Annotated in this window: 11 protein-coding genes; 7 read left to right on the top strand and 4 right to left on the bottom strand. The window is 62.0% G+C overall.

What is annotated here, in order from left to right:
- Nucleotides 1–36: 36 nt before the first annotated feature.
- The 7 genes from B5P46_RS00290 to glpK all read left to right on the top strand — a co-directional run bounded on the left by B5P46_RS00290 (nt 37) and on the right by glpK (nt 7,650).
- Nucleotides 37–1,113: an ABC transporter ATP-binding protein gene (locus tag B5P46_RS00290; protein WP_129416927.1), complete on the top strand. Its 1,077-nt coding sequence runs from the start codon at nt 37–39 to the stop codon at nt 1,111–1,113.
- Between the two features lie 9 nt (nt 1,114–1,122).
- Nucleotides 1,123–2,193, top strand: a complete 1,071-nt coding sequence (locus B5P46_RS00285) for an ABC transporter ATP-binding protein (RefSeq protein WP_129416925.1) — start codon at nt 1,123–1,125, stop codon at nt 2,191–2,193.
- Nucleotides 2,194–2,196: 3 nt separating this feature from the next.
- Nucleotides 2,197–3,063: a carbohydrate ABC transporter permease gene (locus tag B5P46_RS00280; RefSeq protein ID WP_129416923.1), complete on the top strand. Its 867-nt coding sequence runs from the start codon at nt 2,197–2,199 to the stop codon at nt 3,061–3,063.
- Nucleotides 3,064–3,078: 15 nt separating this feature from the next.
- Nucleotides 3,079–3,900, top strand: a complete 822-nt coding sequence (locus tag B5P46_RS00275; RefSeq protein ID WP_003549530.1) for a carbohydrate ABC transporter permease — start codon at nt 3,079–3,081, stop codon at nt 3,898–3,900.
- 13 nt (nt 3,901–3,913) lie between these two features.
- Nucleotides 3,914–4,195, top strand: a complete 282-nt coding sequence (locus B5P46_RS00270) for a DUF2160 domain-containing protein (RefSeq protein ID WP_003549529.1) — start codon at nt 3,914–3,916, stop codon at nt 4,193–4,195.
- Nucleotides 4,196–4,272: 77 nt separating this feature from the next.
- On the top strand, nt 4,273–5,994 hold the full coding sequence (locus B5P46_RS00265) for an ABC transporter substrate-binding protein (RefSeq protein WP_129416921.1): 1,722 nt from the start codon (nt 4,273–4,275) through the stop codon (nt 5,992–5,994).
- Nucleotides 5,995–6,147: 153 nt separating this feature from the next.
- A complete protein-coding gene (gene glpK, locus B5P46_RS00260) occupies nt 6,148–7,650 on the top strand; it encodes a glycerol kinase GlpK (RefSeq protein ID WP_129416919.1) in 1,503 nt (500 codons plus the stop codon).
- Nucleotides 7,651–7,688: 38 nt separating this feature from the next.
- Here the strand turns inward: glpK and B5P46_RS00255 are convergent, their stop codons facing one another.
- From B5P46_RS00255 to B5P46_RS00240, 4 genes are all read right to left on the bottom strand, one after another.
- Nucleotides 7,689–8,690 carry an ABC transporter permease gene (locus tag B5P46_RS00255; protein ID WP_129416917.1) on the bottom strand — a complete coding sequence of 334 codons (1,002 nt, stop codon included), beginning with the start codon at nt 8,688–8,690 and terminating at the stop codon, nt 7,689–7,691.
- Between the two features lie 2 nt (nt 8,691–8,692).
- Entirely contained in the window at nt 8,693–9,712 is a 1,020-nt protein-coding gene (locus B5P46_RS00250; protein WP_129416915.1) for an ABC transporter permease, read from the bottom strand.
- The gene (locus tag B5P46_RS00245; RefSeq protein WP_129416913.1) at nt 9,702–11,252 is read right to left on the bottom strand and encodes a sugar ABC transporter ATP-binding protein; all 1,551 of its coding nucleotides are present in this window, start codon (nt 11,250–11,252) and stop codon (nt 9,702–9,704) included. The genes B5P46_RS00250 and B5P46_RS00245 overlap by 11 nt, the downstream gene beginning before the upstream one ends.
- 65 nt (nt 11,253–11,317) lie before the next feature.
- A complete protein-coding gene (locus B5P46_RS00240) occupies nt 11,318–12,331 on the bottom strand; it encodes a sugar ABC transporter substrate-binding protein (protein ID WP_027687208.1) in 1,014 nt (337 codons plus the stop codon).
- Nucleotides 12,332–12,490: the final 159 nt, after the last annotated feature.

Below are 12,490 nucleotides of genomic sequence, written 5' to 3'. Positions count from 1 at the left end.
ATGTGGTCCCCGATGCGTGGAGGCACGGGAATCGGAATGCTGGAACTGCGAAACGCCGCCAAGATGGTGGGCGCGGACTATCATATCTATCCGACCGATCTGGTTCTCGAGCGGGGCACGCTGAACGTCCTGCTCGGGCCGACGCTGGCTGGCAAGACGTCGCTGATGCGGCTGATGGCGGGGCTTGACCGTCCCACAGGCGGCTCCATCCATTTCGACGGCACTGACGTCACCGGCATGCCGGTACAGAAGCGCAACGTCGCCATGGTCTACCAACAGTTCATCAACTATCCGGCGCTGACCGTCTACAACAACATCGCCTCGCCGATGCGCATATCGGGCAAGGATGCTGCCACGATCGACCGTGAGGTGCGCAAGGCGGCCGAGCTGCTGAAGCTCACGCCCTATCTCGACCGCACCCCGCTCAATCTGTCCGGCGGCCAGCAGCAGCGCACGGCGCTTGCGCGCGCGCTCGTCAAGAATGCCAGCCTCGTGCTGATGGACGAGCCGCTCGCCAATCTCGATTACAAGCTGCGCGAGGAACTGCGCGAGGAACTGCCGAAGATCTTTGCCCAATCCGGCGCGATCTTCGTCTATGCGACGACCGAGCCTTCGGAGGCGCTCCTGCTTGGCGGCAATACCGCAACGCTGAACCAGGGCCGGGTGACCCAGTTCGGGCCGACGATCGAGGTTTATCGCCGACCCGTCAATCTCGCCACCGCGGGCATTTTCGCCGATCCGCCGCTGAACACCCTCGACGTGACGAAATCCGGCAACGTGTTCACGCGTCCGAGCGGCGTCACGATCTCGGTTCCCTCGCATTTGGCCGTCGTGCCGGATGGTCCTGTCACTATCGCCTTTCACCCGCACCATCTCGGCCTTGCGCCGCAGACCGGCGACGCGGCCCGCCTGCAGGCGCGCACGCTGGTTTCCGAGATCACCGGCTCGGAGAGCTTCGTTCACCTGGAATATGACGGTGTGCGCTGGGTAATGCTGGCGCATGGCATTCACGACATCGATCCCGACATGGAGGTCGAAGCTTTTCTCGACACCCGCCACCTGATGGCCTTCGGCAGCGACGGCCGCGCCATCGCTGTGGCCGGAAAGGTATAGGAGAGCACAATGGCACGCATCACGCTCGACCATATCCGCCACGCCTACGGCGCCAATCCGAAGTCCGACAAGGATTATTCGCTGAAGGAAGTCGACCACGAATGGAACGATGGCGGCGCCTATGCGCTGCTCGGCCCCTCCGGCTGCGGCAAGACCACGCTGCTCAACATCATCTCCGGCCTGCTGCAGCCCTCGCATGGCCGCATCCTGTTCGACGGCAAGGATGTCACGAACCTTTCGACGCAGAGCCGCAACATCGCACAGGTCTTCCAGTTTCCCGTTATTTACGACACGATGACCGTCTACGACAATCTCGCCTTTCCCCTGCGCAACCGCGGTGTGGCCGAAGCGGATGTCGACCGGCGTGTCCGCGACATCCTCGAAATGATCGACCTTGCCAGCTGGGCCAGGCGCAAGGCGCAGGGCCTGACCGCCGACCAGAAGCAGAAGATCTCGCTCGGCCGCGGGCTGGTGCGCAATGACGTCAACGCCATCCTGTTCGACGAGCCTTTGACCGTCATCGACCCGCATATGAAATGGGTGCTGCGTTCGCAGCTGAAGCGGCTGCACAAGCAATTCGGCTTCACCATGGTCTATGTTACGCACGACCAGACGGAAGCGCTGACCTTCGCCGAAAAGGTCGTTGTCATGTATGATGGCCAGATCGTCCAGATCGGCACGCCGGCCGAGCTTTTCGAGCGGCCGAGCCACACCTTCGTCGGCTATTTCATCGGTTCGCCGGGTATGAATTTCATGCCGGCCAGGATCGAGGGCAGCGCCGTCAAGGTCGGAGACGAAACCCTGACTCTCGATTACGCGCCGAAGACATTAGGCACGACCAAAACCGAACTCGGCATCCGCCCCGAATTCATTCGCCTCGGACGGGAGGGCATGCCGGTCACGGTCAGCAAGGTCGAGGATATTGGCCGGCAGAAGATCGTGCGTGCCCGTTTCGCCGGCCAGCCGATTGCCATCGTCGTGCCTGAAGACGCCGACATTCCCGCGGACGCTCGCGTCACCTTCGATCCGTCCGCCATCAGCATCTACGCCGACAGTTGGCGTGTCGGCAGGGAGGCCTGAGCCATGCAGAAGACGTGGAATAACAAAGCCTGGTTTCTGGTCCTGCCGGTGCTGCTGCTCGTGGCGTTTTCGGCCGTCATCCCGCTGATGACCGTCGTCAACTATTCGGTGCAGGATACGTTCGGCAACAACGAATTCTTCTGGGCCGGCACCGACTGGTTCGTCCAGACCCTGCATTCCGATCGTTTCTGGGAATCGCTCGAGCGCAATCTGCTGTTCTCCTTCATCATTCTGGCGCTGGAGATTCCGCTTGGCATCTTCATCGCGCTCAATATGCCGAAATCAGGACCGGGTGTTCCCGTCTGCCTGGTATTGATGGCGCTGCCGCTGCTCATTCCGTGGAATGTCGTCGGGACCATCTGGCAGGTTTTCGGACGCGTCGATATCGGCCTGCTCGGCCACACCCTCGAAGCGATCGGCCTCGACTATAATTATGTCCGCGATCCCATCGATGCCTGGGTGACCGTCATCGTCATGGACGTCTGGCACTGGACAAGCCTCGTCGTGCTGCTTTGCTATGCCGGCCTGGTCTCGATCCCGGATGCCTATTACCAGGCCGCCAAGATCGACGGCGCCTCGCGCTGGTCCGTCTTCCGCTACATTCAGCTGCCGAAGATGAAGCGGGTGCTGCTGATCGCCGTCCTCCTGCGCTTCATGGACAGTTTCATGATCTATACCGAGCCTTTCGTCGTCACCGGCGGCGGGCCTGGCAACTCGACGACCTTCCTTTCCATCGACCTCGTGAAGACGGCAGTCGGCCAGTTCGATCTTGGCCCGGCGGCGGCAATGTCGATCATCTACTTCCTGATTATCCTGCTGCTCTCGTGGGTGTTCTACACCGTGATGACCAGCAGCGACGACGCGAGCTGAAAGGGAGGGCGAGATATGACCAACAAATACAAACCTGCAGGCAGCCTCTCCTGGCTCGTTCCGACGATTTATATCGTCTTCCTGATCCTGCCGATCTACTGGCTCGTCAATATGAGCTTCAAGGAGAATTCGGAGATCACCGGCGCTTTCTCGCTCTGGCCGACGAACCCGACGCTGCGTAACTACACGGTCATCTTTACCGATCCGTCCTGGTATAACGGCTATATCAACTCGATCATCTACGTGGTGATGAACACGGTGATCTCGGTGGCTGCGGCGCTGCCGGCAGCCTACGCCTTCTCGCGCTACCGCTTCCTCGGCGATAAGCACCTGTTCTTCTGGCTGCTGACCAACCGCATGGCACCGCCGGCGGTCTTCGCGCTGCCGTTCTTCCAGCTCTATTCGGCCTTCGGCCTGATTGACACGCATATCGCCGTGGCGCTTGCCCACTGCCTGTTCAACGTGCCGCTCGCCGTCTGGATCCTCGAAGGTTTCATGTCCGGTGTGCCGAAGGAGATCGACGAAACCGCCTATATCGACGGTTATTCCTTCCCGCGTTTCTTCATCAAGATCTTCATTCCGCTGATCGCCAGCGGCGTCGGTGTCGCGGGCTTCTTCTGCTTCATGTTCTCGTGGGTCGAGCTGCTGCTGGCCCGCACGCTGACGACGACGGCGGCAAAACCGATCTCGGCGATCATGACGCGAACGGTTTCCGCCTCGGGCATGGACTGGGGCGTGCTGGCGGCTGCCGGCGTGCTCACCATCATTCCGGGCGCTCTCGTCATCTATTTCGTCCGCAACTACATCGCCAAGGGCTTCGCGCTCGGGCGCGTTTGAGGAGGACACGGTCATGAATTTTTCCTGGATGGCCTGGACGCTGCCGACGACGCTGTTCTTCCTGACGATCCTGGCGCTTCTGATCGCCATGAGTGTCTGGGAATATTTTTCGCCGGGTGGCTCGCCGCGCACGGGCGTGCTGCGTTTCGAGACGACGCGCGGCGACCGGCTCTTCATTTCGCTGCTGGGCAGCGCTTTCATTCATCTTGCATGGCTTGGGCTCGGTGGGCCCAACCTGTGGTGGGCTCTTGCCATCTCCGTGGTCTACGCCATCGGCGTCTTCCGCTACGTGTGACGGCAAGGAGAAGACAGATGGCCGGGGGTACTGGCCGCCTGAGACGTGACTGCAATCGCAAACCCTGGGAGGATATTATGCGAAGGCACTTATTGACGACGACAGCAGGCTTGCTGCTGGCAATGACAGCATCGGTCTATGCCGGCATGGACGAGGCCAAGACGTTCCTCGACAAGGAAGTTGGTGACCTCTCGACGCTTCCGCGCGCCGACCAGGAAAAGGAAATGCAGTGGTTCGTTGACGCTGCGAAGCCTTTCGCCGGCATGGACATCAAGGTCGTGTCCGAAACGATCACGACCCATGAATACGAATCGAAGGTGCTGGCACCCGCCTTCACGGCGATCACCGGCATCAAAATCACCCACGACCTCATCGGCGAAGGCGACGTGGTCGAGAAGCTGCAGACGCAGATGCAGTCCGGCGAAAACATCTATGACGCCTATATCAACGATAGCGACCTGATCGGCACCCATTGGCGCTATCAGCAGGCCCGCTCGTTGACCGATTGGATGGCCAACGAAGGCAAGGATGTCACCAATCCCGGCCTCGACATCGACGACTTCATCGGCAAGTCCTTCACCACGGCGCCTGACGGCAAGCTCTACCAGCTGCCTGACCAGCAGTTCGCGAACCTCTACTGGTTCCGTTACGACTGGTTCAACGACGAGAAGAACAAGGCGGACTTCAAGGCGAAGTACGGCTACGATCTCGGCGTGCCGGTCAACTGGTCGGCCTATGAGGATATTGCCGAGTTCTTCACCGGCCGCGAGATCGATGGCAAGAAGGTCTTCGGTCATATGGACTACGGCAAGAAGGACCCATCGCTCGGATGGCGCTTCACCGATGCCTGGCTGTCGATGGCCGGCAACGGCGACAAGGGCATTCCGAACGGCAAGCCCGTCGATGAATGGGGCATCAAGGTCGACGAGAACTCCCGTCCGGTCGGCTCGTGCGTGGCGCGCGGCGGCGATACCAACGGCCCTGCTGCGGTCTATTCCATTCAGAAATATCTGGACTGGATGAAGGCCTATGCACCGGCTGCCGCCCAGGGCATGACCTTCTCCGAATCCGGCCCGGTCCCGTCGCAGGGCGAAGTCGCCCAGCAGATGTTCACCTACACGGCCTTCACCGCCGACTTCGTCAAGGAAGGCCTGCCGGTCGTCAATGCGGACGGCACGCCGAAATGGCGTTTCGCACCGAGCCCGCATGGCGTCTACTGGAAGGACGGCATGAAGCTCGGCTATCAGGACGCCGGTTCGTGGACGCTGATGAAGTCCACGCCTGACGACCGCGCCAAGGCGGCCTGGCTCTATGCCCAGTTCGTCACCTCGAAGACTGTCGACGTGAAGAAGAGCCACATGGGCCTGACCTTCATTCGCCAGTCGACGCTGGATCACAAGTCCTTCACCGATCGTGCGCCGAAACTCGGCGGTCTGATCGAATTCTATCGTTCGCCGGCCCGCCTGCAGTGGTCGCCGACCGGTACGAACGTTCCTGACTATCCGAAGCTCGCTCAGCTTTGGTGGCAGGCGATTGGTGATGCCTCTTCCGGCGCCAAGACGGCACAGGAAGCGATGGACTCGCTTTGCTCCGAGCAGGAAAAGGTGCTGCAGCGCCTGGAACGCGCCAAGATCCAGGGCGACATCGGCCCGAAACTCGCCGAGGAGCATGATCTCGCTTATTGGAACGCGGATGCGGTGAAGAACGGCAACCTTGCCCCGCAGCTGAAGATCGAGAACGAAAAGGACAAGCCGGTCACTGTCAACTACGACGAACTCGTCAAGAGCTGGCAGAAGTAGTAAGGCGGACCAGGCCGGAGGCGACGAGGCTTCCGGCCATCACTTCCTGCCACCGGCAGCAAGCCGGTGGCACCCACAATCTTTCTCTCATGAAACGTCCGCGTCCTGCTGTCCTCTGCAGGCGGAGCGGTTTCGTGCGAGCCGGAGACGGACATGAGCGGTTATATTCTTTCAATCGACCAGGGCACGACATCGTCGCGCGCCATCATCTTCGATGGCGACATGAAAATGGCCGGCTCGGCGCAGGCGGAGATCACCCAATATTATCCGCAGCCCGGATGGGTCGAGCACGACGCCGCCGAAATCTGGCAATCCGTCGTCGATACTGTGCGCAAGGCGATCGCCGATGTTGGTATTGACGCCGCCAATATCACCGCGATCGGCATCACCAACCAGCGCGAGACGGCGGTCGTCTGGGACCGCGGGTCGGGAAAGCCGTTGTACCGCGCGATCGTCTGGCAGGACAGGCGCACCGCGGAAATGTGCGAGAGCCTGAAGGCCGACGGATATGAGAAGCTGTTCAGCGCCAAGACCGGGCTGCTGCTCGACCCCTATTTCTCCGGAACGAAGCTGCGCTGGCTGCTCGACAATGTCGATGGCCTGCGTGAGAAGGCGGAAGTGGGCGATGTCTGCTTCGGCACGATCGACAGCTGGCTGATCTACAATCTGACTGGCGGCCGCGTGCATGCCACCGATGCGACCAATGCATCGAGGACTCTGCTCTACAATATCGACGACGGTGCCTGGGACGAGGAGCTTCTCGGCATTCTCCGCATTCCGGCCGCCATGCTTCCTGACGTCAGGGAATGCGCCGATGATTTCGGCCGCGTCGACAAGACGCTGTTCGGCGCGGAGCTTCCAATCCTCGGTGTCGCCGGCGACCAGCAGGCGGCGGCCATGGGCAATGCCTGCTTCGAGCCCGGCATGATGAAATCCACCTATGGCACCGGCTGCTTTGCCCTGTTGAACACCGGCCGGGATCGTGTTTCCTCCTCCAACCGGATGCTGACGACGATCGCCTGTCGGCTCGACGGCGAGACGACCTATGCGCTCGAAGGCTCGATCTTCATCGCCGGTGCTGCCGTGCAATGGCTGCGCGACGGCCTCGGCATCATCGGTCAGGCGTCCGAGGCAGGGGTGCTTGCCGCCAAGGCCGATCCCGGACAGCAGGTCTATATCGTTCCGGCCTTCACCGGCCTCGGCGCGCCCTATTGGGATCCGGCGGCGCGCGGCGCGATCTTCGGTCTGACGCGAAACAGCGGCCCGGCGGAATTTGCCCGCGCCGTGCTTGAATCCGTCGCCTACCAGACGCTCGACCTGCTGGTGGCGATGAAGAAAGACTGGGGCGCCAACCAGCTGGAAACCGTGTTGCGCGTCGATGGCGGCATGGCGGATTCGGATTGGACGATGCAGTGCCTGGCCGACATGACGGGAAACCCTGTCGACCGCTCGGCGATCCGCGAGACGACGGCGCTGGGGGCAGCCTGGCTTGCCGGCTCGAAAGCCGGCATCTGGCCCGGCAAGCGGGACTTTGCGAAAGCTTGGGCCTGCGATCGCCGCTTCAGCCCTTCGATGGATGAGACCGAGCGGCAGGGCAAGATCATCGGCTGGAAGAATGCCGTGTCCAGAATGATCTCGGACGCCTCGGCGGGATAGGACCGCTTCCCAGGGTACCACCGCAGTGGCAACTTCTCTTAAGCGCCGCCGGCGGCCTTTCTGTTGATGAAGCTCAGGGCGAGCACGGCGAAGATCAGCGTTCCCGTACCGACCTGCTGCCAGTAGAAGTTCAGATCGGTCAGCAGCAGCCCATTGGCGACGATGCTGAGCAGCAGCGCGCCGAGAACGGTCCCGCCGACATTCGGCCGTCCGAGTGGGCTGAGCGTCGTGCCGATGAAGGTCGCGCCAATCGCATTCAGCAGGAAGGCATTGCCGGAGGAGGGGATGTAGGTGGTGACGGTTGCGGTCAGGATCAGGCCGGCGATTGCCGCGATCAACCCGACCAGGATGAAAGTCACCGCGACATGGGCCGGCGCGGCGATGCCGGAATAACGCACGACCCCCGGCTGGATGCCGATCGACAGGATGACGCGGCCGAAACGCGTGCGGGCAAAAACGACCGCAGCGGCTGCGATGACGACGATGGCAGCGGCAAGCGGCACCGGGAAGCCGGCGATCGTGCCGTGGCCGAGGAAACGGAAGGTTTCCGGCACGCCGTTCGGCGGCAGATAGACCGGATTGCCGCCATTGGTCAGCAGCTGCTGAACGCTGCGGCCGATGAACAGCGTGCCGAGCGTGGCGAGGAATGGCGACACGCCGATCCCTGAAATCAGCAGCGCGTTGAAGGCGCCGACGAACGCTCCGGCCGCCAGTCCCGCGAGTGCGGCGACTGCCACCGGCTGTCCGGCGAGGACGAGCGAAACGAAGGCGAAGCTGGCAAAATCCATCGCCGTTCCCACCGAAAGATCGATGCCGCCCGATGCGACGGCAAAGGTCATGGCGATGGAGACGATGGCAAGCAGCGTGAAATTGTTGACCAGGATGCTCTGCAGGTTGGCAGGCGTCAGGAATGTCGGCGTTGCCACGGAAAAGGCGGTAAACACCGCAACCAGGGCGAGGATCAACCCGTAGCGCACTAGGCCGCCGGCGAGAAGACGCGGCAAGCCGATGGTGGCGGGGGTAGGGGTCTGGAGCGACATGGTCAGGCCTCCTGCCGGCGCAGCAGCGTGGTCGCGGAAACGACGATGAGAATGAGCACACCCTGGACGCCGCTGACCAGCGTGCTCGAAATGTTCAGCAGCTGGAAACCGTTGACCAGGAAGCCGACCAAAAGGGCCGAAAGCAGCGTCCCGGTGACCGTTGGAACCAGCCGGCGCGAAAAGACCGAGCCGAGCAGGGCCGTCACAACGACGGGCAACAGCATCTCGCCGGCGCCGGTCGTGCTGCCGCTCAGATAGGAAACCGACAGGATGCCAGCGATGCCGCCGGAGACGCCGCTGGCAACGAAGGCGCCGGCCAGCAGCCGGCGAAGCGGCAGACCGGCGGCACGCGCCGCATCCGGAAACTCACCGACGGCATAGAGACGCAGGCCGAGCGGGGTATATTGCACGATCGCCGTGGTGATCGCCGTGAAGCCAAGGAGCACATAGGCAAGAACCGGGATGCCGAAAACATCCGAGGCCGAAAGCGCCGACAGGAAAGGCGTCGAGGCCGGCAGGACGGTATTGCCAGTCAGTACCAATTCCAGGCCGGCGACGACGTTCATGACGGCCAGCGTGGCCAGCAGCGGCACGATGCCGGCATAGACGACGGCAATGGCATTGACCGTGCCGATCAGGGCGCCAGCGAGGATCGTCGCCACGATCGCCGTCGCATCGCCGTAGCCGAGTTGCGTCAAGCTCGCATAGACGGCGGCGCTGAGGCCCATATTGGCGGCGAGCGACAGGTCGATGCCGCCGGTGACGACATTGGAGCCGCCGGCGATCAGCACGATCGTCAACCCGATGGCAAGCACACCGGAGATGGCCGATTGGCCGAGGACGTTGCCGATATTGCCGATGCTGAGGAAATAGGGTGCGGTCAGTGAGAAGATGAGCAGGATGGCGGCGAAGGCGATCAGCGATCCGAAGCGCAATGTCGCAGCCGCAATATTGCCGGTCGGCCGGGGAGGCGGTTCCGCAGCGGAAAAACCGGAAGGCGCAAATTCCACTTCAGCCGACATGGCGATGTCCCTCGGATGATCCGGTCGATTGAGCGAGCACGGCATCCGCCGTGGTCTCCGACGATATGAATTCCCGCACCACGCGGCCGCGGAAGAGCACCAGGATGCGATCGGTGATGCCGACGAGCTCGGGCAGATCCGAAGACAGCACGATGACGCCGGCGCCACGCGACGCGAGTTCGCCGATCAGCGCATAGATCTCGACCTTGGAGCCGATATCGACGCCGACTGTCGGCTCGTCGAGGAGATAGACCTCGGAATGGCGGCTCAGCCACTTGGCGATGGCGACCTTCTGTTGGTTGCCGCCCGAAAGCGTGCGCAGCAGGGCATCGCGCCCATTGGTCTTCACTTGTAGCCGCGTAATCAGAGCGTCCACTTCTTGCTGTTCGCGTCTGCGATCGAGAAAGCCGAAACGCGTGAAGCGGCCAAGGCTCGAAAGGCTGATATTTTCCGCGACGCTGAGGTCGAGCGCGACACCGTGGCGACGCCGATCTTCCGGCACCAGGGCGATTTCACGACCGGCCGCTTGGGTGGGATTGGTGAAACGGGCAGCCTTGCCGCTGATCTCGATATGGCCGGAAGCCGGGGTCTCCAGACCGAAGAGAGCGCGGACCAGTTCCTTTGCGCCGGAGCCGAGCAGGCCGGTGAGGCCGAGCACCTCGCCGCGGCGAAGCGTGAAACTGACGTCGCTATATTTCCCCGGCGCCGACAGCTGCTCGACCCTGAGGATTTCCTCGCCCGGCGTCACTTGCGGCTTTGGAAACATCTCCTTGATATCACGTTCGACCATCAGCCGCGCAATCGCACCGGCCGAAGTCTCGCCGATCGGCAGGGAGGCGACGTCGAGCCCATTGCGCAGCACGGTGACGTGGTCGCAGAGCTCTTCGATTTCGTTCAGGTAATGCGAGATATAGATGATGGTGACGCCTTCGTCGCGCAGACGGCGGATCAGCCGGAAGAGGATATCGGCTTCGCGGCGAACCAAGGCGGCCGTCGGCTCGTCGAAGACCAGCACCTTCGGCTGATTGAGGAGCGCGCGGGTGATTTGCACGATCTGCTTTTCGGCCGTCGACAATTCGCCGATCAAGGCTGCGTTCGGCAACCGGATACCGAAATAGTCGTTGAGAATTTCAGATGCCCGGCGCTGCATCTGTCGCCGGTCGAGGAACGGCGTGCCGGATATCCGCGGCTCCCGGCCGAGGAACAGGGCTTCGCCGACGGTGAAGGTCGGCACCAACAGCCGATCCTGGTGAATGAAGTGGATGCCGAGCTCTTCGGCAAGATGCGGCGTCAACCTGTCGAATGTTTGCCCTTCGATCTCGATCCGGCCGCCATCGGGCTGGTGAAGACCGGCCAGCAGCTTGATCAGCGTCGACTTGCCGGCGCCGTTCTGGCCGACGAGACCGTGGATGGTGCCGCGCCTAACGATCAGCGACGCACCGGCAAGCGCCTGAGCACCGCCGAAATGCTTGACGATGCCTTCAAAGCGGATGATGTCGTCGCGTGCCGTCACCGGCTGCTTCAACGAAATGGCCGTCATGTCGATCTCTCCGGGCGGGCAGATTCCGAGCGATCCAGCGATGACCGGATCGCTCGTGTTCAGTGTCAGCCGATGCCGAGCTTCTTGGTGACTTCGCCGACATTGGTCTTGTTGGCGAGCAGTGCCGGAACATAGGTCTCGCGCGGCAGCGTCTGGCCGGCGAGCAGCTTGGCGACGTTGCGGATGGCGGTGCGGCCGATTTCTGCCGGCTGCTGGGCGACATCGGCGCCGGCCGGCGAATTCGGGTCGGCAATGAGTTGCAGCACTTCCGGGCTGCCATCGACGCCGTAGGTGCGGATTTCGGTTCGCCCGGCGGCCGCCAAAGCCTGGGTCGCGCCAAGCTGCGGAATGTCCCAGGCCGACCAGATCGCCTTGATCGAACCCTTTTCCGGATATTTGTTGAGGATCGCCGTGATCTGCGTGAAGGCGTCCTGCACGGTGTTCGGGATGACGTCGCGCAGTTCCGGTTGGAGGATTTTGACCTTCGGGAAATATTTGACGACATTCACCAGTTGGTCGTAGCGGATCGCGCAGGGGGTTACGCCGTAGAAGCCGTTGAAGACGACGATATTGCCTTCGCCGCCGATATCGGAAACGAGCTGCAGCGCCAGGTCCTTGCCGATGCCCCAGTTATCGGAAGTGGTGTTGTTGATCGAATTGGTCGAGCCGACATCTACGGTCAGAACCGGGATCCCGGCATCGCGCGCCTTCTTCAGCCAGGGATCGATGACGCTGAGCGTGCCGAGGATTTGAACGATCGCATCCGGCTTCTGGGCGATCAGTGTCTGCAGCTGCGAGACCAGCTTGCCGTCGTTGCGTCCGGCATCGACCGCGATCGGCTCGCCACCGAGGCGCTTTACTTCTTCGATCTGGGCATTATAGGCCTGCAGGTCGAAGAAGTGGTCGGTGCCGGTTGCGCTGATGGCGATGCGCTTGCCTTTCAGCGACAGTTCTTCGTCGGCCGCGAAAACTGGCTGCTGCCCGACCAGCGCGGCACCCGCGACGACGGCCCCGGCCGCGGCAGACAGTTTCAACAGATCTCGTCTTCCGAGACCGCTTCCGGACTTTTCGATGCTCATTACCATTCTCTCCAATTCAGTTATGTCTATAAATTAAGTAGACTAATGAGAATGGGGAGAAAGGAATTTCCAAAATGACGCTCTCCGATGAAAAGAGTGGACGGAGCGAACGCTCATTTCTGGCTGCGGTTTCCCGCGAGCGGGCCGATCAAGGAGAAA

Source organism: Rhizobium leguminosarum (assembly GCF_004123835.1).
GTDB classification, from domain to species: Bacteria; Pseudomonadota; Alphaproteobacteria; order Rhizobiales; family Rhizobiaceae; genus Rhizobium; species Rhizobium leguminosarum_M.
The sequence above is the reverse complement of the archived record's forward strand: the minus strand, read 5'-3'. Positions and strand labels throughout refer to the sequence as shown.

Excerpts from the sequence above, each read along its gene's own strand:
- B5P46_RS00270 (WP_003549529.1), top strand. The coding sequence starts at position 3,914 with ATGAATTTTTCCTGGATGGCCTGGACGCTGCCGACGACGCTGTTCTTC.
- B5P46_RS00285 (WP_129416925.1), top strand. The coding sequence starts at position 1,123 with ATGGCACGCATCACGCTCGACCATATCCGCCACGCCTACGGCGCCAAT.
- glpK (WP_129416919.1), top strand. The coding sequence starts at position 6,148 with ATGAGCGGTTATATTCTTTCAATCGACCAGGGCACGACATCGTCGCGC.
- B5P46_RS00265 (WP_129416921.1), top strand. The coding sequence starts at position 4,273 with ATGCGAAGGCACTTATTGACGACGACAGCAGGCTTGCTGCTGGCAATG.
- B5P46_RS00275 (WP_003549530.1), top strand. The coding sequence starts at position 3,079 with ATGACCAACAAATACAAACCTGCAGGCAGCCTCTCCTGGCTCGTTCCG.
- B5P46_RS00280 (WP_129416923.1), top strand. The coding sequence starts at position 2,197 with ATGCAGAAGACGTGGAATAACAAAGCCTGGTTTCTGGTCCTGCCGGTG.
- B5P46_RS00290 (WP_129416927.1), top strand. The coding sequence starts at position 37 with ATGCTGGAACTGCGAAACGCCGCCAAGATGGTGGGCGCGGACTATCAT.
- B5P46_RS00255 (WP_129416917.1), bottom strand. The coding sequence starts at position 8,690 with ATGTCGCTCCAGACCCCTACCCCCGCCACCATCGGCTTGCCGCGTCTT.
- B5P46_RS00245 (WP_129416913.1), bottom strand. The coding sequence starts at position 11,252 with ATGACGGCCATTTCGTTGAAGCAGCCGGTGACGGCACGCGACGACATC.
- B5P46_RS00250 (WP_129416915.1), bottom strand. The coding sequence starts at position 9,712 with ATGTCGGCTGAAGTGGAATTTGCGCCTTCCGGTTTTTCCGCTGCGGAA.
- B5P46_RS00240 (WP_027687208.1), bottom strand. The coding sequence starts at position 12,331 with ATGAGCATCGAAAAGTCCGGAAGCGGTCTCGGAAGACGAGATCTGTTG.